This window comes from Bradyrhizobium ontarionense (genome assembly GCF_021088345.1).
In the GTDB taxonomy this organism is placed as follows: Bacteria; Pseudomonadota; Alphaproteobacteria; order Rhizobiales; family Xanthobacteraceae; genus Bradyrhizobium; species Bradyrhizobium ontarionense.
In genome coordinates, this window is record NZ_CP088156.1 from 5566883 (window position 1) to 5588966 (window position 22084).

Consider the following 22084-nt stretch of genomic DNA (forward strand, 5'->3'; position numbering starts at 1 on the left):
GACCCAAATTTAACGAATGGCTTTTTCGTCTTCTTCGGTTGCTTCGCCTTTCGAGCGCACCTCCGACCGCGCTCCTGGAAGCGGCGTCACCGCCGTGCTCGGCCCGACCAACACCGGCAAGACTCATTTGGCGATCGAGCGCATGCTCGCGCATTCTTCCGGAATCATCGGCCTGCCGCTGCGGCTGCTCGCGCGCGAGGTCTACAACAAGATCCTGGACCGCACCGGACCGGAGACGGTGGCGCTGATCACCGGCGAAGAGAAGATCAAGCCGAAGAATCCGCGCTACTGGGTCTCCACCGTCGAGGCGATGCCCAGGGATCTCGACGTCTCGTTCCTCGCTGTCGACGAGATCCAGATCGCGGCTGACCTCGAGCGCGGCCATGTCTTCACCGACCGCATTCTGAACCGTCGTGGCCGCGATGAGACGCTGCTGCTTGGGGCTGCGACCATGCGCCCGATCATCGAGCGGCTGCTGCCCGGCGTCTCCACGGTGACCCGGCCGCGGCTGTCGCAGCTCGAATTCGCCGGCGACCGCAAGATCACGCGGCAGCCGCGGCGGACCGCCATCGTCGCCTTCTCCGCCGACGAGGTCTACGCCATCGCCGAGCTGATCCGCCGCCAGCACGGCGGCGCCGCCGTCGTGCTCGGCTCGCTGTCGCCGCGCACCCGCAATGCCCAGGTGGCGATGTTCCAGAACGGCGACGTCGACTACCTCGTCGCCACCGACGCAATCGGCATGGGGCTCAATCTCGACGTCGACCACGTCGCCTTTGCATCCGACCGCAAATATGACGGCTATCAATTCCGCCGCCTGACGCCGTCGGAATTTGCGCAGATTGCGGGTCGCGCCGGCCGTGCCACGCGCAACGGCACCTTCGGCACCACCGGTCGTTGTGCGCCATTCGAGCCCGAGCTGGTCAACGCGCTGCAGAACCATACCTTCGATTCCGTGAAGATGCTGCAATGGCGCAATTCACGGCTGGATTTCTCGAGCCTCAGCGCGCTGCAGGTGTCGCTGGCGCTGGCGCCCGGGCATGAGGTGCTGACGCGCGCGCCGATCGCCGAGGACCTGCGCGTGCTCGATCACGCGGCACGCGATACCGAGGTGCGCGACATGGCGCATGGTGCCACGGCCGTCGAGCGGCTATGGGAGGCCTGCCAGATCCCGGACTATCGCAAGCTGTCGCCGGCGGCCCATGCCGAGCTCGTGACCACGCTGTTCGGCTTCCTCATGCAGAAAGGGCGGATTCCGGATGCGTGGTATGCAGCTCAGGTCGATCAGGCCGACCGCGTCGACGGCGACATCGACACGCTGTCGGGGCGGATTGCACAAATTCGCACCTGGACCTTCGTCGCCAACCGGCCAGATTGGCTGCGGGACCCCGATCATTGGCAGGGGATTACCCGCGAGCTTGAAAATAAATTGTCAGACGCCCTTCATGAACGGCTTACGGAGCGTTTCGTTGATCGCCGTACCAGTGTATTGATGCGGCGCCTGCGGGAGAACAGTGTTTTGAATACGGAAATCGGCAAGACCGGCGAAGTCATCGTTGAAGGGCACGCGATCGGCCGTCTGGATGGATTCACCTTCGCGCCCGACGCCGCTGAAGCCGGCTCCGAGGCCAAGGCCCTGCAGGCCGCGGCCCAGAAAGCCCTGGCCGGCGAGATCGAGGCGCGTGCCGAGAAACTGTCCAACGCGCCGGACGAGCATGTCGTGCTCACCGCCGACGGCACCATCCGCTGGACCGGCGACGCGGTGGCCAAGCTGGTCGCAGCCGACGACGCGCTGCATCCCCGCCTGCGCATCATCGCCGACGAGCGGCTGACGGGGGCGGCTCGCGACAAGGTCCAGGCGCGGCTCGATCTGTGGCTGAAGACGCATGTCGAAAAGCTGCTCGGCCCGCTGTTCGAGCTCTCCAAGGCCGAAGATATCACCGGCATAGCGCGCGGCATCGCGTTCCAGCTGGTGGAGGCGCTCGGCGTCATCGAGCGCACCAAAATCGCCAACGAGATGAAGGATCTCGACCAGCCCTCGCGCGCCACCTTGCGCAAATATGGCGTCCGCTTCGGTGCGTATCACATCTACGTCCCGGCGCTGCTCAAGCCTGCCGCCCGCGCGCTCGCCGCGTTGCTGTGGGCGGAAAAGCAGGCCAATGTCGACATGTCGGCATTGACCGGCGCGCAGCATCTGGCGAGCTCCGGCCGCACCTCCTTCCCGGTCGACAAGGCGCTGCCGCGCGACGCCTATCGCGTGCTCGGCTACAAGCAGGCCGGCGAGCGCGCGGTGCGCGTCGACATTCTGGAGCGCCTCGCTGATCTGATTCGACCTGCTTTGGCCTGGCGCGAGAATGCGTCCGGCGAGAAGCCGGCCGGCGCCTTCGATGGCCGCGGCTTCGTCGTGACCCAGGCGATGACCTCGCTCACCGGCTCGGCTGGCGAGGACTTCGCCTCGATCCTGCGCGCGCTCGGCTATCGCATGGACAAGCGGCCGCCGCTGCCGCCCAAGCCGGTTGAAAAGCCGGTGGAGGCCTCTCCGGCAGAGGCCGGGCCGGCCGAAGCCGTGGCGGCCGATGCGGCGCCAGGCGACGACGTCGCAGGGACCGCTGGTGAGCCGGTCGGCGAGCAGGTTCCGACAGTGGCGGAAGACGCGATTGCTGATGTGACCGAGCAGCAGGTCGCTGCGCCGGAGACTGGTGCGCAAGAAGCTGATGAGCCCGCGCCGGTATCGACCCTGGCGACGCTGCCGACCGTGGACTTCGTCACGCCGACCCCAGCGGACGAATCTCCCGTGGTCGAGGCCGCTGCGGAGGCGGTCTCCGCCGAGGCTGTGGCCGCTGAGACCGCTGCAGAGCCGGTTACCGAGGACCCTGTCGCCGCTGATGCGCCGCAGCCGGAGGCCGCTGAGGCGGCACCGGCCGACGCCGCAAGTGCGGGCGATGCCGCCCCCGAGGCTGTCGGTGCCGAGGCTGTCGCTGCCGAGCCGGTTGTCGCTGCGGCTGCCGAGCCGGTTCTGGTCGAGGTCTGGCGCCCCGGCGGCCGTTCCGAGGAGCGGCGGCCCCGGCATGAGCACCATCAGCGTAACCGGCACCATCGCCCGCAGCACGAGCGTGGGCAGCAGGCTGCTGGCGGCGAGCAGGCGGCCACGGGCGCGGCTCCGGCCGAGGGTGAGACGCGCGAGCGCAATCGCGGCCAAGGCCGTCGCGACCGGGTCAAGGAGTTCGGCAAGGACTTCCGCAAGGGCCCGCGTGAGGGCGGAGAGGCTGCGGCCGCGGCAACTGCGGCCGCGCCGGCGCGCGAGGACCGTGGGCCCCGCCGCGATCAAGACGCCAAGGGGCGCGAGCAGAACCGCGATCGCAACAAGGGTGGCAAGTTCGGTGGCGATCGCGAGGGACGCGGCGGCCGCGACTTCGGCAAGGGTGGTGGTCGCGACAAGCGCGACAGCGGCCCGGCGCTGCGGCCCTATGCGTCGAGCGGCGGTGGCAGGGATCGCGACCGGCCGGTCGATCCCAACTCGCCGTTCGCCAAGCTTGCGGCGCTCAAGGAGCAGCTCGCGGCCAACAACCGCAAGGATTGATCGGTAGCGACTGATTGGAAGGACAGCGCCTACGTCCGATACCCCGTCAGAACGGCAGCGCCTCGACAAATGGCTGTGGCATGCGCGGATCGTGAAGGCCCGCACCAGCGCCGCCGCGCTGGTCTCGAAGGGGCATGTCCGCGTCAATGGCGCGCGCGAGACCTCACCGGGCCATGGCGTGAAGACCGGCGACGTGCTGACGATCGCGCTCGATCGCAGTGTGCGCGTGCTGAAGGTCACCGGCTTCGCCGCGCGTCGCGGGGACGCCGCGTCGGTGTCTGGACTATACGACGACCTCGAGGAGAGCGGCCGCTCGTGACCTGTTGCGCCTGCACAAAACGCGGTTCAGTTCTTGGCCCCGCTTCACTTGCGGCACATCACGTCCTGCGCTAGTGCAAGCCAGCCGATTTGTCGATCCGTTCCGGAGCCCTGGATGACTTACGTCGTCACCGAAAACTGCATCAAATGCAAATACACCGATTGCGTTGAGGTCTGCCCGGTAGACTGCTTCTACGAGGGCGATAACATGCTCGTCATTCATCCGGACGAATGCATCGATTGCGGCGTGTGTGAACCGGAATGTCCGGCCGATGCGATCAAGCCGGACACCGAGCCGGGGTTGGAGAAGTGGCTGGGCGTCAATGCCGAATATGCCAAGGCCTGGCCCAACATCACCCAGAAGAAGGATCCGCCCGGCGACGCCAAGGAGCACGATGGCGAGCAGGGAAAATTCGAGAAATTTTTCTCGTCCAAGCCTGGAAGTGGCGACTGATCGCGACCGGCCAGCCGGGGCCGGGCTGGCCCTCAGGGGATCGCGCGCAGCTTGCGGCCGATCGAAATCGGAGCGTCAAAACAACGACCTAGGACGGCTTTGCAGCAGGCGGGTCCGGCGCAGGAGGCGCGGAATCCAGTGCGCCTCACTTAACCCTAACTTTGCGGATCCGTCACAATACCGCCCTCGCGCCCTCTAAATCATTGATTTTTGCGGGAAATGTGCTATATATAGCACAATCTCAGAGCCGAACCCGGCCATGCGTATATTCTTGGCCGCCCTTTTAGGTTCCCGCAACATCAAACAGGGGCGTGGCAGTTCCGCGCGCAGGCTGTGTCACAGAAAACGCGTAAAAAGAGTGCTTCCAAGAGTACAAAAAAAGCCGCCGCGGCGAGCCGCAGCGTTTCTAAGGGCCGTGCTCGGGCTCCTGTGAAGGAGGTTCGGGCTGCCGCGAAGGCGTCGGCTGCCAAGTCCACCAAGAACAAAAGAAGCGCAATGCCTGAAAAGACTGCCAAGACTGCCGCGAAAGCACCCGCCGCCAAGACCACTGTTGCGAAGCCCACCGCCAAGCCGGCAGCGGCGTCGAAGGTTATCAAGACGGCCGTTCCTGCTGCTGCTGCCCCTGTCGCCAAGCCCCCCGTTGCCGCCAAGCCGGCTGCTGCACCCGCGCCCGCTGCTGCGCCGCGCATCGAGGAGAAGAAGCTGCCCACTCAGCGCCAGGGTTTCAAGACCAACGAATTCGTCGTCTATCCGGCTCACGGCGTCGGCCAGATCCTGGCCATCGAGGAGCAGGAGATCGCGGGCGCCAAGCTCGAGCTGTTCGTCATCAATTTCATCAAGGACAAGATGACGCTGCGCGTGCCGACCGCCAAGGTCGCCAATGTCGGCATGCGCAAGTTGTCCGATCCCGCGCTGGTCAAGAAGGCGCTGGAGACCCTGAAGGGGCGTGCCCGCGTCAAGCGCACGATGTGGTCGCGTCGCGCCCAGGAGTACGAAGCGAAGATCAATTCGGGCGACATCGTCGCGATTGCCGAGGTCGTGCGCGATCTGTATCGGTCGGAGTCGCAGCCCGAGCAGTCCTACAGCGAACGCCAGCTCTATGAAGCGGCGCTCGACCGGCTGTCGCGCGAGATCGCCGTCGTGCAGCACTCGACCGAGACCGAGGCCGTCAAGGAGATCGAGACGCAGCTCGCCAAGAGCCCGCGCCGCGGTGCCAAGACCGAGGCCGATGCGGTTGCCGAGGGCGATGCCGACGCCGAGGCCGATGATGTCGACGGCGACGACACCGCCGTGGCCGACGAAGCGGCCTGATCGATCGTTAGCGCGTTTTCGAATTAGTTGCTTACGAAAAGCCCGGCCGCAAGGTCGGGCTTTTTTGTTCGGGTGTTCTTCGAAGTGCCGCGGCTTCTTCGACCCGGCGCATTCGCCTTCGCCGTGCAGGAGCTGCCGATCGGCAGGGCGCGCCCCGCCGAGCTCCGTCGTCGTCCCTGCGAACGCGGGGACCCATACCACAGGCACTAGCGAGAGAGCGCGCTGGAGCTCCAAGCCGTCGCGCCCATTGGCACTTGTGGGTATGGCTCCCGGGGTCGGCGCTCGGCGACGCTGTCGCGTTGCCGTGCTTGCCCGGGACGACAGCAATCGGGCGCGCCTCACTGTAGCCGGCAAACGCTCCTATCGAGCAATCCTATCAGTCGCGTCGCGGAGCGCTCCGTAGGCGCGCCTCCAGCTCCGTCACTCCACCACGATCTTGACGCGGTCGCGGACCTTGACCTGGGCGCGGGCGTCGAGGCCGTTCAGGACGCGGAAGCGTTCGATCGGGCGGTCGACGCCGGTCATGCGATGCGCCAGGGATTCGACGGTGTCGCCGGGCTGCACCGTGATCACCTTGATGCGCAGCGGGCGCGCCGACTGGATCTCTTCCAGGCTGAGGCGGCGGAACGAGTTCACGGTCTCCCGCGCGTTGCGCTCGCTCTCGGTCGACTTCTGCCGGGATGCGAAGATGAAGCGGTAGACGTCGCTGCCGACGCGCAGCGCATAGACCTTGAACTGCCAGGGATCGCCGCTCGCCGTCGTGGACGCCGCCGGGAAGCCGTTGATCGTCAGCTCCTCGGTCGCCGACTTGTCGACGTTCTCCATCCAGCCGGAGTTGAGGTAGTCGCCGAGCGTCTGCTGGGCCGGTACGCGGACCACGTCGAAGCGCATCGCCTGGGCGCCGCCCTCGCGCACGCCGATCACGGCCTGCGCGGTGTTGTCGAGCGTGAAGTTCTCCGGCGCCTGGAAGGTAAAACCGAGCTTCGGGTGCAGGAAGCGACGGCCGCGCACGAAGCCCTCGCTCGGGTCCTCGCCGTAGACGATGTTGTCGACGGCCGCCAGATAGGTCTCGCGATCATGCTCCTTGGCGTCGAGAGAGACATACTGCTTGGCGATCGCCGCCGCGTTCTGCACCCGCTCGGGCGTCGCCGGATGCGATGACAGGAAGTCCTGCGCGCGCGGATCGAGCGCAACCTTGCCGGCCTTCAGCTCGGCATTGCGCTCCATCGAGGTGAGGAAGCGCGAGGCGCCGTAAGGATCGAACTTGGCCTTGGCCGAGATGCCTACGCCGATACCGTCGGCTTCGAACTCCTGGGTGCGGGAGAAGCTCGCCATCGTGAGCTTGGTCTTGGCAAGCGCCAGAGCGGTCAGGTCCGGATCGTTGCCCATGTCGGACACGACGCGGGTCACCACCGCTGCCTGACGCGCCTGGTCCTCGCGGATCGCCGCGTGTCGCGCCAGCACATGGGCCATCTCGTGGCTCAGCACCGAGGACAATTCCGAGGTGTCGTTGGCCAGCGCGATCAGGCCGCGGGTCACGTAGAGCTGCCCGGTCGGCAGCGCGAAGGCGTTGACCGCGCCCGAATTCAGGATCGTGACCTTGTAGCCCTGATCGGGACGGTCGGACACGGCCACCAGCCGGTCGACGATCCGGCTGATCAGTCCTTCGAGCTGAGGGTCCTCGTAGGCGCCGCCATAGGTTGCGAGAATGCGCTCATGCTCGCGATCACTTGCGGGCGTCGTCTGGACCATCGCCGGCTTCGGCCGCGGCGTCGGCATCGGTGCCGTCGCCTGCTGCAGCTTGCCCATGTCACTGCAGCCGGCCAGCGCCAGCCCCAGGCACAGCAAGATCGGTGCGATCCGCGAACCGCAGCTCACTGTCGTCATGCGCCTTCGAACAGACAGGTTCACGTCGCTACTCACGTACCTTACGATCAGTTACTGCTCAAAATCTCGATCTGCGCGGGCTGCGTCAGTTCCATCCTCGGGCCCGTGTGCGCTTCGATCCATCCGCGCACGCGAACCGGTCGATTCGCAAGTGATTTGATGTCGATGCCGGCACCTTCGAATACCACCATCATACGCTTTGGAATAGTCACCGCGAAGCCCCGTGTCCAGCTACGAGCGAAGTTGAGATAAGTTGTTGTCGATGTCTGTCGTACGGACAACACCTTGCCCTCGACAACCGTAAATAGCCCGGCCGCAGCCAAAATATCGTCTGGACTTTCCGCGTTTTTTATGACGGATCCCGCTGCCCAGATGCCCCGCCGCGACGTGCGTGCTTCGGTCTCAGACACGCGCAGGTTGAGTGCGCAATCGCCGTCCTGCACGTCCAGTCCCTGGAGCGCCGCTCCCTGCGCGAGCAGCTCGCCTTGCACCGTGCGGTCCGAGCCTGCCACCCACGCAAAGGCCCGCTGACGGCCGTAGCGGTCGGGCGCGTCGTCGTTGCCGCGCAGCACGACGTCGCGGTCGCGCAGGATCGCGCCGAGCGCGTCGATCGAGGCCGCGCGCTGCTCCGGTGGCGGCGCTTCGATCCCCGCGAGCCTGATCTCGCGACCGTCGCTGAGCCGGAAGCTGCGCGCATCGATGATCGCGCTGACGTGTCCATCGCCCTGCTCGGCGAACATGCAGGGCGCGGCACGGCCCGGCGACACCGCCGCGGCCAACGTGATCAGCGCATGGATCGCACCTTGGATCCATCGCGTGCCGCGGAATATCGGGACCTGCGCCATGATGCATCATTGCACGTTTCAGCCATTCCATTGAGCGGAAAACAACGTGCCCGCATCGTCCGTGTACGGTGCTTGCCGCATGCCGATGCGTACGCCATGATGCGAACTATCAACGAGGCCGTCGCCATGCAGCGGCGTGCCCGGCAGGGAGGATATCGATGAGCAGAACCATCTGCGGCGCGGCGTCGTCGTTGTTCGTGCTGGCTCTGGCGCTGACGCTGTCGTCAGGCTCGGCGCATGCGCAGAGCAAGCCGCCGTTGAAGATCGGCGGCATCCTCGACATGTCGAGCCTCTATGCCGACATCACCGGTCCCGGCAGCGAGACCGCGGCGAAGATGGCGGTCGAGGATTTCGGCGGCGAGGTGCTGGGGCGCAAGATCGAGGTGCTCGCGGCCGACCATCTCAACAAGGCCGATCTCGCCGCCAACATCGCCCGCGACATGCTCGACAACCAGGGCGTTGAGATGATCTACGACGTCGCGGCGTCCGCCACCGCGCTCGCTGCCGGCGAGATCGCCAAGGCGCGCAACAAGATCATCATCTTCAACGGCCCGGGCTCCGTGCGGCTGTCCAACGAAGCCTGCGGGCCCTATACCGTGCACTACGTGTTCGACACCTTCGCGCAGGCCAACGTGACGGGCCTCGCGGCGGTGAAGTCCGGCCTCGACACCTGGTTCTTCCTGACGGCCGACTACGCCTTCGGCCAGGATCTCGAAAAGGACACCACGAGCGTCGTCGTGAAGTCGGGCGGCAAGGTGCTCGGCAGCGTCCGCCACCCGCTCAACACGTCGGACTTCTCCTCCTTCCTGCTGCAGGCGCAGGCCTCCAAGGCCAAGGTCATCGGGCTTGCCAATGCCGGCGGCGACACCATCAATGCCGTCAAGCAGGCGGCGGAGTTCGGCCTCACCAAGGGTGGCCAGAAGCTGTCGCCACTGCTCGCCTTCGTCTCGGACATCGACAGCGTCGGGCTGGAGACGGCGCAGGGACTGCTCGTCGCGGAAGCGTTCTACTGGGACCTCAACGACGACACCCGCGCCTTCACCAAGCGCTTCATGGCGCGCACCAAGCGCGTGCCGACCTCGGCGCAGGCCGGTGTCTATTCCTCGGTCTCGCATTATCTGAAGGCCGTGAAGACCGCGGGCACCACCGATCCGGACGCCGTCATGAAGGTGATGCGCGCCACCCCGATCGACGACATGTTCGCTCATGGCGGCCGCATCCGCGAGGACGGCCGCATGGTGCACGATATGTATCTGTTCGAGGTCAAGAAGCCGTCGGAGTCGAAGGGGAAGTCGGACGACTACAAGCTGCTCGCCACCGTGCCCGGCAACGAGGCGTTCCAGTCGCTGGAAGCCTCGCGCTGCCCGCTGGTGAAGAAGTGACGGCCGAAAGGCCGTCATCCGGGACGCGTGCGTGCGCAAGCGCGGACTCTTCCGCGGCACAGCCGTCGTTCCGGGGCAACGCGCAGCGTTGAACCCGGAACCTCGACGTGAGTCCATCAGTTCGGGATTCCGGGTTCGACGCTGACGCGTCGGCCCGGAATGACGGGGAAACAACAAGGAGTGCCGGCCCATGACCACCAACACCACCGTCCTGCAGCATCTCGACTCCGGCCTGCTCACGATCACGATGAACCGGCCCGAGCGGCGCAACGCGCTCAACAGCGATATGACCAAGGGGCTGGTCGAGGCGGCGCATCGCGCGGCCAATGACCTGGAGGTGCGCGCCGTATTGCTGAAGGGCGCCGGCGGCACGTTCTGCGTCGGCGGCGACGTCAAGGCGATGGCCGAAGCCAAGACCGCGCCGTCGTTCGAGACCAAGGTGTCGACCTTGCGCGAGCGCATGGAAGTGTCGCGGCTGCTGCATCAGATGCAGAAGCCGGTGGTGGCGCAGATCGAAGGCGCCGCCGCCGGCGCCGGCCTGTCGATCGCGCTCGCCTGCGACCTGCGGGTGGCCGGTGAGTCGGCCAAGATCACCACGGCCTTCGCCAAGGTCGGGCTGTCGGGCGATTTCGGCGGCACCTATTTCCTGACCCAGCTGCTCGGCAGCGCCAAGGCGCGCGAGCTCTATCTGACCTCGCCGGTCCTCACCGCGCGGGAGGCGCTCGCTTTGGGCATGCTGACCAGGGTCGTGTCCGATGCCGAGGTCGAGGCTGCCGCGCGCGAGTTGGCGCTCTCGCTGGCACAGGGGCCGAGCGTGACGCTCGGCTACATCAAGCGCAATATCAACAACGCCGAGACGATGACGCTGGAGGCCTGTTTCGACGCGGAAGCGATGCATCACTCGCGCTGCAGCGACACCGAGGATCACAAGGAGGCGGCGAAGGCCTTCGTCGAGAAGCGCGCGCCGGTGTTCCAGGGCAGGTAGTTGCGAGCCGCGACCATGGCCTATCTCCACCTGCGCCAGATTTGTCTCGTCGCGCCCAAGCTCGAGCCCGTCGTGTCGGACATCGCCGCGATCATGGGCCTCGAGGTCTGCTACCGCGATCCGCATGTCGGCAAATACGGGCTGGAAAACGCGCTGCTGCCGGTCGGGCCGATCCTGCTCGAAGTGGTGTCGCCGACGCGTGAGGGCACCGCGGCCGGCCGTTTCCTGGACAAGACCGGCGGCCGCGGCGGCTACATGGCGATCTTCGCCTGCGACGATCCCGATGGCCGCGCTGCTCGCGCCAATGCAATGGGCGTGCGTACGGCCAATGTCATCGATCATCCGCCCTATCACGGCGTGCAGCTGCATCCGCGCGACTGCCGTGCGGCCTTCATCGAGCTCAATCACACCGATGGCAGCGACGATGTGCTGGGCCCCTATCCGCCGGCCGGGCCGGATTGGACACGGGCGATCCGCACGGACGTCACGGCGGCGTTGACGGAGGTGGTGCTGCAGAGCCCCGAGCCCGCATCGCTCGCCGCGCATTGGGGACGGATTCTCGACGTGGCGACCGCGGCCGACGATCATGGTGGTTGGCAGCTGACCCTGCCCAATGCGGCGATTCGCGTGACGCCCGGCGAGCGCGAACTGATGAGTGGATTGAGTTTCCGAACGCCGGATGTCGAGCGTGTCATCGACGCTGCGCGTGCGCGAGGCTATGCGGTGTCGGGCAATGGATTCGAGATTGCTGGTGTGACGATCACGATGGCGGCTTGAGTTGGCCGTGTGAATTGGATGATTGGTGTCGCCACAGCCGACGCTGCGCTCCCTCTCCCCGTTCTTACGGGGCCGCGACGAGCTTCGCTCGCGCTGCGAGGGTTGGGGTGAGGGGCAGACGCACGGGGATTCTTTGCCGTTAGACCTGTACCCCCTCACCCGGATTGCATCTGACGATGCAATCCGAGCTCTCAGCGCGAGCGAAGCTCGTCGCGTCCCCGCAAGCGGGGCGAGGTTTGCAGCGAGCCTGCCGCAAGAGGTTGCGCGACGGCGCCAACCGGCTCACCGCCCCCTGAAGTTCGCGAACCGGCGCTCCTCGGTGGCCTTGACGCCTTCCTTGAAGTCCTCGGTCGCGCGCAGCCGGGTCTGCTCGGCGAGTTCGTGCTCGGTCGCGGCCATCACGCGGTCGGCGAGGCCGGCGCGCATCGTCGCGCGCGTCGACAGCAGGCCGAGCGGCGCGCATTCGGCGATCTCGGCGGCGAGCTTCATCGCTGCTGATCGTACCTGGTCTTGCGGCACGCATTCATTGGCGAGGCCGAATTTGAGCGCCTCCTCGCCGGTGACGCGGCGGCTGGTATAGAACATCAGCTCGGCGTTGTTCTTGCCGATCAGCTCGGGCAGCGTGACCGTCAGCCCGAAGCCCGGATGGAAGCCGAGCTTGGTGAAATTCGCCGAGAAGCGCGCTTCCGGACAGGTGACGCGGAAATCGGCTGACACGGCGAGGCCCAGCCCGCCGCCGATCGCCGCGCCGTGCACGGCCGCGACGACCGGCTTCTTGCAACGGAAGATCCGCACCGCCTGCATGTAGAGATGATTGATCGCCCCGAGACTGTCGGCGGGATCGCCCTTCGCCTCGGCCGCGTCCTGCGCCTGCCGCGCCGGATCGGTGAAGTTGGCGCCGGCGCAGAACGCCTTGCCCTGCGCCGCCAGCACCGAGGCGCGGATCTCGATGTCGCGGTCGAAACCTTCGAGCGCGTCCGCGATCTGGTTGATCAGCGAAATGTCGAAGAAGTTGAGCGGCGGCCGGCGGATCTCGATCAGGCCGACATGGCCGTGGATCTCGACGCCGATGTCAGGGAAGGTGGTGGCCATGACTGTCTCCTATGAACGTCAAACTCTCCGCTCGTACGCGACACCCTCTCCCCTTGTGGGCCCCTTGTAGGAGAGGGTGCCGAGCGAAGCGAGGCGGGTGAGGGGTCTCTCTCCGCGAGCACAGCCAGCCGATAGAACCCCTCACCCGGCTCGCATTTCGCTTCGCTCATGCGATCCACCCTCTCCCGCAAGGGGAGAGGGTGCACCGAACAAGCCGCGTTAGCTTCCAATACTCACCTCAACCCAAGCCCGCGCGCGATGATGCCGCGCAGCACCTCGGTGGTGCCGCCCTGGATGGTCAGCTTCGGCGCGGTGCGGATCGCGAACGTCAATTGGTTCTCCAGCGTCTCGCGATTGCCGGCGTCCTCCTCGACGAACGCCGCGAGGTCGCGCACCCGGTGCGGCAATTGCTGCTCCCACACCGTGCCGACGTCCTTGACGATCGAGGCCTCCACCACCGGCTCCTTGCCCGCCTGCAGCATGCCGGCGACCGACACCGACATGCGGCGCATCGCATGCAGCTGCGCGACCAGGCGGCCGATGCCCTCGGCGCTGCGGGTGTCGGGATCGGGGCCGACGGCGCGCACCAGCTCGGTCAGCACGTAATAGGTTTCCAGGAATCGCTCCGGCCCGGAGCGTTCATAGGCGAGCTCGGACGTTGCCTGCTTCCAGGCGCCGTCGATCTCGCCGAGCTGATGATCGTCCGGCACGAAGGCGTCGGTGAAGACGACTTCGTTGAACTCCTTCTGCCCGGTGATCTGTCCGATCGGATTCACCCTGATGCCCGGCGTCTTCATGTTCACCAGGAACTGCGTCAGGCCGTGACGGCGGTTTTCCTTCGTGGACGCAGACGTGCGGAAGATCGCGATCATGTAGTCGGCCATGTGCGCCGATGTGGTCCAGATCTTGGAGCCGTTGATCAGCCAGCCGCCGTCGGTCTTGGTGGCGCGCGTCTTGGCCGCGAACAGGTCCGAGCCGGAGTTCGGCTCGCTCATGCCGATCGCGAAGCACAGCTCGCCGCGACAGATGCGCGGCAGGATGTCCATCTTGATGTGCTCGGGCGCATAGCGCAGCAGGACCGGTCCGCTCTGGCGGTCGGCGACGAAGAAGCGCCGCACCGGTGCGTTGGCGACGCGCATCTCCTCGGTCACCACGTAGCGCTCCAGGAACGAGCGCTCGTGGCCGCCATATTGCTTCGGCCAAGTCATGCCGATCCAGCCGCGCGCGCCGACCCGTCGTGAGAACTCGCGCGCGTCGGCATCCTCGCGCAGCGGCTTGAACGGGCTGAAGGTGCCGGCTGCGATCTCCTCAGCGAGGAAGGCGCGCACCTCCTTGCGCAGCTCCTCGCATTCCCTCGGCAGGCGGATCGGATCGAAACGGAGCGCGGTCATCGGCAATCCTCTTCATTCGGCTCAGCGCGAGGCGACCAGCGGCCACAGCTCGTCGGCGCCGCGTGCGGCGATGCGGCGGCCGAGCGCGACGGCCCAATGGCTGTCGGAGCCGAAATCGTCGCGCCAGGCGAGCGCACGCAGGGAGAAGCGGTGCAGGATGTGCTCGGTGGTGAAGCCGATCGCGCCGTGCACCTGGTGGGCGATCGCAGCGGCCTTCTCGGCGGCTTCGGCGCAGCGGATCTTGGCCGAGGCGGCCTCGAGGAAAATGGCGTCGTCGAAGGCATCAGCATGAGCGATCGCGTCCGCGGCCGACGTCGCGGCCGCGGTCGCGGCCGCGCTTTCGCCCGCCAGCCGCGCGAGGTTGTGCTGCACGGCCTGGAATTTTCCGATCGGCTTCTCGAAGGCGACGCGCTCGCCGGCATAGCGGACGCTGATCTCGAGCAGCTGGTCGAGCGCGCCGGCGATCTGCAGGCTGCGTACGACGCCGCCCATCAGCATCGATGTCGTCGCATCGAAGCCGGCCGGAGCGGGCTCGCATGCTGATGGCGCGACCTTGTCGAAGGTGATGGTGTCGCTGGGATCATTGGCGAGCGAGAGACCCGCATCGATGCGCAGCCGCGCCGTCTCGACCAGCGCGATCGCAACCGAGTCCGCGCCGTGCGCGACCACGGCAATATGCTTCGCGCTCCCGGCGAATGGGATACCCCGGGCGCGGCCCGACAGCGTGCCGTCGGCATTCAGCGTGATCCGGTCCTTCGGGCTGGCGGGTGCGACCGTCATGGCGCCCTCGGGCGAAGCGATGCTGGCCTGCTGCAGCAGCCAGCCGGCGAGCAGCGTCTCGGCGAGCGGCACCGACAGTGCAAAGCGGCCGGCCGCATTGATGACGGCAAAGCCGTCGGCGAGATCGGCACCGGCCCCGCCGAATTCCTCGGCGACCCAGGCGAGCGGCAGGCCGGCTTCGCTCAGCGCCTGCCACAGCGGCGCTTTCCAGCGTCCGTCATTGTCGTGATTGATCGTCTGCGGGTCGGCGAGATCGGCGAAGATCTTCTCCGCGGTCGCAACCACGATGTTATCAGCGTCCGCCACAGCGTTCCTCGTCCTGATGCTCGTCCGTCTCATCGCGAATGCGGCGCGCCGGCGGACAGTTGGGCGTCATGATGGGCGCAAGCGCAGGTCATGACAAGCGCCGGCGTCGCAACGCCACGTCCGTCCGCCGCATGGGGGCGGTGATTTCCGTGGTGCGGAGATTGGCGGCGCGGAGATTGGTGCGATTTGCACCGCTCGCGAACTTGGCTAAGAAGGCTGCAACGTCAGACATAGGGAGAAGCGGAATGCCGACGAAGGGTCTTTGCGCGATCGTGACGGGTTCGGCGTCCGGTCTCGGGGCTGCGACCGCGTTGCTGCTGGCCAAGGCCGGCATGCGCATCGTCGTCAACTATTCCAACAGCAAGACGGAAGCCGAGCAGACCGCGGATCTCTGCGCTAAGGAAGGCTCTGAGGTCGTCGTCGTGCAGGGCGACGTCTCGCGCGACGAGGATTGCCGGAAAATCGTCGCCGCCGCTGCGCCCTGGGGCCGGCTGGACGTGCTGGTCAACAATGCCGGCACCACCAAGCACGTGCCGCATGATCAGCTTGACGGATTGTCGGCCGAGGACTTTCAGCGCATCTTCGCGGTCAACACGATCGGTCCGTTCCAGATGATCCGCGCCGCGCGGCCGCTGCTCGAAGCCGCGGCCAAGGAGACCCTGCGCGCCTCGGCAGTGGTCAACGTGTCGTCGGTGGCGGGCATCAGCGGCGGCGGTTCCTCGGTGGCCTATGCTGCGAGCAAGGGCGCGTTGAACACGATGACATTGTCGCTTTCGCGCGCGCTCGCGCCCGCGATCCGCGTCAACACGGTCTGTCCCGGCTATATCGATACGCCCTGGTTCACCAAGGGACGCGGCGAGGCCGGTGCCAAGCAGGTGCGGGATACCGTGGTGGCGCGGGTGCCGCTGCGTGCCGCGTCATCGGCGGAGGACATCGCCCAGCTGGTCACGTTCCTGGCAAGCCCCGCGTCGGCTCACATGACCGGCGAGCTCGTCCGCATGGATGCGGGCATGCATCTGCTCGGGTGAGATCGTCGTCATTGCGAGCGAAGCGACGTATCCGCCGAAGCCCGAAGGGCGCAGGTGGAAGCAATCCAGGCTCAAACGAATAGTTTGGCAAATAGTCTGGCGAAGAGTCTGGATTGCGTCGTCGCCTTCGGCTCCTCGCAATGACGTGCGAGGCGGCCGCTACCGGTTGAAATCGCGGATGGTGCCGCTGGCGACCAGCCTGTTCCACACGAACAGCACCAGGAGCGCGCCGATGGTCGCGGTCACGTAGCCGGCGCCTTCGTCAGGGCTGTAGTGCCCGATGGCCTGCCCGATGGCGGTGGCGAGAAACGCGCCGATGATGCCGAGCACGATGGTCAGGATGAAGCCGGAGGGATTGTTGGGCCCTGGCGATAGCAGCCGTGCGAGGAAGCCGGCGACCAGCCCGACGATCAGAATGTGCAACATGAGTCTCGTCCTTCCTGTCGCGTCATCGCGGATCGTCAGACCCGTCCCGCCAGTTCATGCTCGGTCGGCAGCCGCCCCTCCGGCGTCAGCTGATCGATCACCTTCGGCAGGTACTGGCTCAGTCCGTTGAGAAGCTCGTCACGCGACAGGCCGCTCTGCGCCGAGAGCTGATCGATCTGGTCGGCACCGAGCGCGTTGGCGAGATCGCCCGGCGAGATCGGCTGGTTCTGGCCCTTGCCGACCCATGAGTTGGCGGTATCGCCCTGACCGTTCTGCTGGAGCTGATGCAGCAGATCACCCAGCCCGCCGGACAGCACGCTGCCGGCCGCGCCGCCTGTGAGCAGCCCGCCGAGGCCACCGGCCAGGATGTTGCCGAGCCCGCCTCCGAGGCCGCCACCAAGTGCTCCGCCGAGGGGACCGCCTTGATTGCTGGTCGGCTGCGGCGCTGGAACGGGCGCCGGCGCCGCGTTCGGCTGCTGACCACCTTGCGAGAAATGCTTCACGGCCTTCCAGGCCAGCAGAGCAAGGATCGCCATGGTCATCGGCGACATGCCGCCGTTCTTCTGCGTGCTTGGATGACTGGGCCCGTGCGGACCGTTCTGCATGCCGTTGAGGATATCGAGTAGACCCATGACCGCCTCCTGCGCCCCACGCGCGTAAAGCTATGGCCTTGCACCGATCGTTACAAGCGGGCCGGCGTGGCGATGCTGAGAGGAACGCGACGAAGACCGTCATGCGCGCGAGACGGCAAACGCGATCATGGGGAAAATTCGGCGGCGCGCCGGCTCAGTTCTTCGCCTCGGCGCGCTTGGGCGTCTTCGCTGCGGGCGGGGCGGCGGCGGTCTGGCCCGCAGCGCTCTGGCCTGGAGTGAACATCCGCTTCAGCTCGTCGAGCTTCTCCGAGAGGACCGGGAAGTTGCACGAGAACGAATCGCGTCGCCAGCCGTCCTTGGCGCATTGCGCCGCTTTCATGCGGGCGCGCGTCTCGGTGGTCGCGCCGGGCGGCAGGGTGGGCCCGGCCTGCGGCGCCACAGCCGGCGGCTTGGCCGGCCGCTGCGGCAATGCGGGGATCGTCGGTTTCGCAGGCTCGAGCGCCGCGCGTGCGGACAGGTCCTTGAGCGAAGCCTGCTGCAGCTCCTGCGGCTGCGGCCGGGTCATCATCGTCGAGCTGACATTGGCGTGCCGTTGCCGCTCGAGATACATCGTGTACTGCTGATCGATGTATTTCTGTTCTTCAGGCGTCGGATTGGGACCTGCGATGTCGAAACTGCGGTCCTGCATGAAGTCGTAATAGACGTAGCCGCCGTTCGGTTTCCGCCTGCCGGCAAATTTCGCGTTGCACTGGGCCAGCGCAGCCGTCTTCTCTTCCTTGGTGGCCGACTTCTCGGCGGAGTCGGCGCATTCCTCGAAGTCGGACGGAGATCGGCTCCACCATTCTGCGTGCACGCGTCCGGGTTGCATGGCGGGCAGGCAGGTGATTGCAGCAAACACCAGTACTGGCAGGCGGAGTGGGTACACGAACGGCAATCCTCAGCGTCTCCATGCCTCAGATGACCGGAGATTGTCGCCATTTTGCGGCGGGGTGTTACCTTAATGCTGCGCAATTTGCGGCTTTCTTTACCCCGCGCCGCCGTTCCGTGATTCTGTTGCCACAGTCGGGCGGGTATCGAAGGCCGCGCCACGCCTGAATCGCGCCTTGCTGTGGCGTGGGAACGATATGCTCCATTCTTCGACCATCATTATCCCGCCGTGGTTGACGAAACTAATCTTGACGGTGGAAAGATTATCGTTGACGGAACTCCGGGTCCGGCCCTAAGGTCAATCTTGACGACGGAAAGATTGCGTCGCGCTGCGCGCGCGGAGGAGGCTGGTATGAAGATATTCCTCACGGTCAAGCTGGCTCTGCTGCCCTTTGTCGTGTTCTGGGCGCTGCTCGCCTGGCACCAGCCTGCCTGGGCGGTGTGGTCGGCGCTTGCGCTGGCGCTTGCCGCCAATCTCTGGCGCGCCGCCCGATCGGAGCTCGCGATCCTCGAGCTTGGCAGCCTGGTGCTGTTCGTGGTGCTGGCGATCGCCAACGACCTCGCGCCGAGCTGGACCGCGGCCAATGCGTTGTGGCTATGCCCCGCAGCACTCGGCGTCATCAGCTTCGCTTCGCTCGTCGTCGGCCGTCCGTGGACCGCGGATTATTCCCGCGCCAGCTATTCCGACACCGCCTCGACGCCCCAGTTCTATCTGATCAACATGCTGATGACCGGGCTGTGGGGAGTCCTTTTCATCGTGCTCGGCCTGTGCCGCTGGGCCGGCGTCGCATCCTGGGTCACGACCGCGATCGTCGTCGGCGGTGTGGTGGTCTCGATCTTCGGTCCGCGCTTTGCCATCCGCCAGGCGATCCAGCGCATGCGGGCCTCGCGCGAGGACTACCATTGGCCGGCGCCGGCGTTCTCCGCGACTGCGAACCTCGACTGCGACGTCGCCGTGATCGGCGCCGGCATCGGCGGCCTCACTGCCGCCGCGCTGCTCGCCGAATCCGGGCTCAAGGTCAAGGTGTTCGACCACCACGTCGTGCCCGGCGGCTTCTGCCACAGCTATCTGCGCAAGGCGCACCACGACAACAGGCCGGTGCTGTATCGCTTCGATGCCGGGCCGCATGATTTCTCCGGCGTCTGGCCCGGCGGGCCGATCGACGGCGTGCTGCGCCGGCTCGGTGTCGCCGACCGGATCCAGTGGAAGCGCGTCGCCCATTCCTATCGTCTCGCCGGCCGGCGCATCGATGTGCCCGAGGACTGGCGCGACTATGTCCGGCTGCTCTGCGAATCCTTTCCCGCCAGCGCGGACGGGCTGACCCGGCTGTTCGATACGATCCACGCGATCTTCGAGAGCATGTATGCGACCGGCCACGGCCGCAGCGGCATTCCCGGCATGCCGGAATCGCTGGAGGAAATGCTCGCGTTTCCGAAAAAGCATCCGCTGGCGTTCCGCTGGATGAACCGCCCGTTCGACGAGCTCGTCGCCGCGCATGTCAGCGATCCCGAGCCGATCGCCTATCTCAACGCGCTGTCGGGCTATCTCGGCGACGGCAGCGAGCGGCTGACCTGCGCCCAGATGGTCCCGATCTTCGGCTACTATTTCAAGGGCGGCTTCTATCCGGTCGGTGGCTCCGGCCATCTTGCCGACGTGCTCAGCGCTGCGATCACGGCTGATGGTGGCGAGGTGCACTTGAAATCCCAGGTCACGCGCATCCTGGTCGAGGAGGGCCGCGCCGTCGGCGTCGCGCTCGGTGATGGCCGCACGGTCCGTGCGCAGGCGGTGGTGTCCAATGCCGATCTCGGGCACACCTTCACCGAGCTGTTGCAGCCCGCCGATCTGCCGGCATCGTTTCGTGAGCGCGCCCGCGCGATCGAACCCGCCAACTCCTGCTTCTCCGTCCATGTCGGGCTCGACTTCGTGCCCGACATCGCGCCGGCGACCCATCTCGATGCGCCGATGGGGATTGGCCTCGCGGTGATGTCCAAGCTCGATCCGTCGGCTGCGCCCGCCGGCCATTCGACGATGACGATCATCACCATTGTTCCCTACGACGACGCAAAGGGCTGGTTTCCGCAGCAGGGCGGCGGTGACTGGAAGGCGTGGCGGCGCTCGCAGGATTACGAGGCCCGCAAGCAGCAGCTGGGCGACGCGATGATCGCGGCCGCCGAGACCATCATCCCCGGTCTGTCGCAGCACATCGTCTACCGGACCGACGCCAGTCCGGTGACCTATGCCCGCTACGATCTCGCCAGCGCCGGCGCGATCTATGGCGTGGCCCAGGCGGGACGGCTGAAGGGCGCCAAGGCGCCGGTCCCCAATCTCGTCATCGCCGGTGGCGGCAATGCCGGCGCGGGTGTGGAGGCCGTGGTCATTTCCGGTGCCGAGGCCGCCGAGGCGCTGCTGCCTGGCCTGTTGTCGCGCAAATCTGCCGCGCCGGCCGACCAGCGGCTGCCCGAGCCGGCCATGGCGTGACGAACGCGCCGTTCGGCATCGCGCCGCGCGGGGGCGGGATGTCCACGGGACTTTCGCGCGAAACGCGAGAAAGTGACATGCTGCGCGCTATAGTCATCTCCGTCAGGTTTGGGGGAGATGGCCGTGTGGTACCGTCACAGGCAATGGGGTGGCGTGGCCATCGCGACGTGCCTCGGATCGGGCGCGCTCGGCGCGGTGCTGCTGTGGAATGCGGGCCACGGCGCTGTCGCGGTCGCGCTGCTCGTGACCGAGCTCGTGATCGCGGTGCTGTTCTCGTCGCTGACGGTCGAAGTCGGCGATGGCGAGCTGCGCTGGTTCTTCGGCCCTGGCCTGTGGCGTCATCGCGTCGCGCTCGACGCCATCACGGCGATTGCGGTGGTGCGCAATCGCTGGTGGCACGGGCTCGGTGTCGGCATCGTCTCGGGGATACGCTTCTATACCGTGTCGGGACTCGACGCCGTCGAGCTGTGCGCCGGGAACGACGATCTGCGTCGCATCGGCACCGATGATCCGCACGGCCTTGCCGCGGCGATCCGTGCGGCCTGCGCCTCGCAGCAGCGTACCGCTCAGGGCGCGTAGAGATAGCGCAGCAGCGTGCGGCCGACGGTCTCGAGGCTCTGCGCCGAGCACTGCTCGATCGTGTCCTGCGTGGTGTTGAAATAGGGCTCGTAGTCGAAGTCGATCACGAGGAAGCTCGGGATGCCGGCCTGCTGCAGGGCCGTGTGGTCGTCGCTGATCGGGTAGGGCGTGGGCTCGGGCGAGAACGCCGATGGCGCGATGCGGCTGCCGAGGCTCCAGAATTTCTTCACCTCTGGCAGCGCGGAGGCCAGCGATGACGGCTCCGGCTGCAGCTTCAGGTCCTTGTCGCAGACCATGTCGAAATCGACCGCCTTCTCCGGCTTGCGCGTCGGATAATAGTCCTTCAGATGCGCGGCGAAATGCGGCGAGCCGAGCGCACGCCAGGTCGGGTCGCCGGCGCCGAGCGATCTCGGTCCCTCCTCGCCGTCGAAGAAGATCATGTCGATGCCGACGTCCAGCTTCGGCGACAGCGACAGCACGCGCGCCGTCTCCAGCAGCAGCGCGACGGCGGAGGCCGAATTGTTGGCGCCGGGCATCGGCGCGTCCGGCGATTTGGCGTCGCGATAGGCCTTGATGATGCTGTCGTAATGCGTTGCCACGATCACGCGGCGCGGGTTCTGCACCTGGAAGCGGGCGATGATGTTGGTGAGCGGGATCGTCTTGCCGTCATCGGCCTTGGCGGTGAAGCTCTGCGTCATCACGGCGTCGGCGGCGCTCTTGGCCATCGCCGCCTTGATGTAGTCGATCGTCTGCTGATGTCCCGGCTCGCCCATCGCGCGCGGCGTGAAGCGCAGGAGATCGGCGATGACGGACATGGCGCGCTGGCCGTCCCACAGCTCGATCTGGGGCTCCGCGGCCCGTGCTGCCGGCAATGCCACGAGGAGGGCGGCCATTGCCGCGGTGGCGGCCCAACGAGGCCAGAACTCAGTCATCCGCAAGCTCTTCAA

The 22084-nt window shown here is 66.6% G+C and carries 19 protein-coding genes; 10 read left to right on the forward strand and 9 right to left on the reverse strand.

Annotated elements, in window-relative coordinates; translation table 11 throughout:
* The first annotated feature begins 16 nt into the window (after positions 1 to 16).
* From LQG66_RS24640 to LQG66_RS24655, 4 genes are all read left to right on the forward strand, one after another.
* The gene (locus LQG66_RS24640) at positions 17 to 3577 is read left to right on the forward strand and encodes a helicase-related protein (RefSeq protein WP_231318252.1); all 3561 of its coding nucleotides are present in this window, start codon (positions 17 to 19) and stop codon (positions 3575 to 3577) included.
* Positions 3578 to 3590: 13 nt separating this feature from the next.
* On the forward strand, positions 3591 to 3896 hold the full coding sequence (locus LQG66_RS24645) for an RNA-binding S4 domain-containing protein (RefSeq protein ID WP_256460637.1): 306 nt from the start codon (positions 3591 to 3593) through the stop codon (positions 3894 to 3896).
* A gap of 114 nt (positions 3897 to 4010) precedes the next feature.
* Positions 4011 to 4349 carry a ferredoxin FdxA gene (gene fdxA, locus LQG66_RS24650; RefSeq protein ID WP_231318253.1) on the forward strand — a complete coding sequence of 113 codons (339 nt, stop codon included), beginning with the start codon at positions 4011 to 4013 and terminating at the stop codon, positions 4347 to 4349.
* A 495-nt stretch (positions 4350 to 4844) separates the two neighbouring features.
* Positions 4845 to 5660, forward strand: coding sequence for a CarD family transcriptional regulator (locus LQG66_RS24655; RefSeq protein ID WP_231318254.1), 816 nt, complete (start codon positions 4845 to 4847; stop codon positions 5658 to 5660).
* A 420-nt stretch (positions 5661 to 6080) separates the two neighbouring features.
* Here the strand turns inward: LQG66_RS24655 and LQG66_RS24660 are convergent, their stop codons facing one another.
* Positions 6081 to 7547: a M48 family metalloprotease gene (locus LQG66_RS24660; RefSeq protein WP_231318255.1), complete on the reverse strand. Its 1467-nt coding sequence runs from the start codon at positions 7545 to 7547 to the stop codon at positions 6081 to 6083.
* A gap of 47 nt (positions 7548 to 7594) precedes the next feature.
* Complete coding sequence (locus LQG66_RS24665) at positions 7595 to 8287, reverse strand: thermonuclease family protein (RefSeq protein WP_231327923.1); 693 nt, start codon at positions 8285 to 8287, stop codon at positions 7595 to 7597.
* Positions 8288 to 8550: 263 nt separating this feature from the next.
* Here LQG66_RS24665 and LQG66_RS24670 point away from each other — a divergent pair, with 263 nt between their 5' ends.
* The 3 genes from LQG66_RS24670 to LQG66_RS24680 all read left to right on the forward strand — a co-directional run bounded on the left by LQG66_RS24670 (position 8551) and on the right by LQG66_RS24680 (position 11536).
* Entirely contained in the window at positions 8551 to 9774 is a 1224-nt protein-coding gene (locus tag LQG66_RS24670; RefSeq protein WP_231318256.1) for an ABC transporter substrate-binding protein, read from the forward strand.
* 190 nt (positions 9775 to 9964) lie between these two features.
* On the forward strand, positions 9965 to 10759 hold the full coding sequence (locus LQG66_RS24675) for an enoyl-CoA hydratase (protein WP_231318257.1): 795 nt from the start codon (positions 9965 to 9967) through the stop codon (positions 10757 to 10759).
* A 15-nt stretch (positions 10760 to 10774) separates the two neighbouring features.
* Entirely contained in the window at positions 10775 to 11536 is a 762-nt protein-coding gene (locus LQG66_RS24680) for a VOC family protein (RefSeq protein ID WP_231318258.1), read from the forward strand.
* A 282-nt stretch (positions 11537 to 11818) separates the two neighbouring features.
* Here LQG66_RS24680 and LQG66_RS24685 read toward each other — a convergent pair whose 3' ends face one another.
* The 3 genes from LQG66_RS24685 to LQG66_RS24695 form a co-directional block, all read right to left on the reverse strand.
* On the reverse strand, positions 11819 to 12628 hold the full coding sequence (locus LQG66_RS24685; RefSeq protein WP_231318259.1) for an enoyl-CoA hydratase/isomerase family protein: 810 nt from the start codon (positions 12626 to 12628) through the stop codon (positions 11819 to 11821).
* A gap of 233 nt (positions 12629 to 12861) precedes the next feature.
* A complete protein-coding gene (locus LQG66_RS24690; protein WP_231318260.1) occupies positions 12862 to 14019 on the reverse strand; it encodes an acyl-CoA dehydrogenase family protein in 1158 nt (385 codons plus the stop codon).
* A 21-nt stretch (positions 14020 to 14040) separates the two neighbouring features.
* Positions 14041 to 15105 carry an acyl-CoA dehydrogenase family protein gene (locus tag LQG66_RS24695; RefSeq protein WP_231318261.1) on the reverse strand — a complete coding sequence of 355 codons (1065 nt, stop codon included), beginning with the start codon at positions 15103 to 15105 and terminating at the stop codon, positions 14041 to 14043.
* A gap of 245 nt (positions 15106 to 15350) precedes the next feature.
* Here LQG66_RS24695 and LQG66_RS24700 point away from each other — a divergent pair, with 245 nt between their 5' ends.
* Positions 15351 to 16133 (forward strand): SDR family NAD(P)-dependent oxidoreductase, encoded by a 783-nt coding sequence (locus tag LQG66_RS24700; protein WP_231318262.1) that lies wholly within the window; start codon positions 15351 to 15353, stop codon positions 16131 to 16133.
* Positions 16134 to 16292: 159 nt separating this feature from the next.
* On the opposite strand, the gene LQG66_RS24705 is transcribed toward LQG66_RS24700, so the two are convergent.
* The 3 genes from LQG66_RS24705 to LQG66_RS24715 form a co-directional block, all read right to left on the reverse strand.
* A complete protein-coding gene (locus LQG66_RS24705; RefSeq protein ID WP_231318263.1) occupies positions 16293 to 16559 on the reverse strand; it encodes a GlsB/YeaQ/YmgE family stress response membrane protein in 267 nt (88 codons plus the stop codon).
* Between the two features lie 35 nt (positions 16560 to 16594).
* Positions 16595 to 17191 carry a YidB family protein gene (locus tag LQG66_RS24710; RefSeq protein WP_231318264.1) on the reverse strand — a complete coding sequence of 199 codons (597 nt, stop codon included), beginning with the start codon at positions 17189 to 17191 and terminating at the stop codon, positions 16595 to 16597.
* Between the two features lie 154 nt (positions 17192 to 17345).
* A complete protein-coding gene (locus LQG66_RS24715) occupies positions 17346 to 18020 on the reverse strand; it encodes a hypothetical protein (protein ID WP_425601356.1) in 675 nt (224 codons plus the stop codon).
* Between the two features lie 411 nt (positions 18021 to 18431).
* Between LQG66_RS24715 and LQG66_RS24720 the strand changes: the two genes are divergently transcribed.
* Together LQG66_RS24720 and LQG66_RS24725 are read left to right on the forward strand one after the other, a co-directional pair.
* Positions 18432 to 20558 (forward strand): phytoene desaturase family protein, encoded by a 2127-nt coding sequence (locus LQG66_RS24720; protein WP_231318266.1) that lies wholly within the window; start codon positions 18432 to 18434, stop codon positions 20556 to 20558.
* A gap of 117 nt (positions 20559 to 20675) precedes the next feature.
* Positions 20676 to 21137, forward strand: a complete 462-nt coding sequence (locus LQG66_RS24725) for a hypothetical protein (protein ID WP_231318267.1) — start codon at positions 20676 to 20678, stop codon at positions 21135 to 21137.
* On the opposite strand, the gene LQG66_RS24730 is transcribed toward LQG66_RS24725, so the two are convergent.
* The gene (locus LQG66_RS24730; RefSeq protein WP_231318268.1) at positions 21125 to 22069 is read right to left on the reverse strand and encodes a M28 family peptidase; all 945 of its coding nucleotides are present in this window, start codon (positions 22067 to 22069) and stop codon (positions 21125 to 21127) included. The genes LQG66_RS24725 and LQG66_RS24730 overlap by 13 nt on opposite strands.
* Positions 22070 to 22084 lie beyond the last annotated feature (15 nt).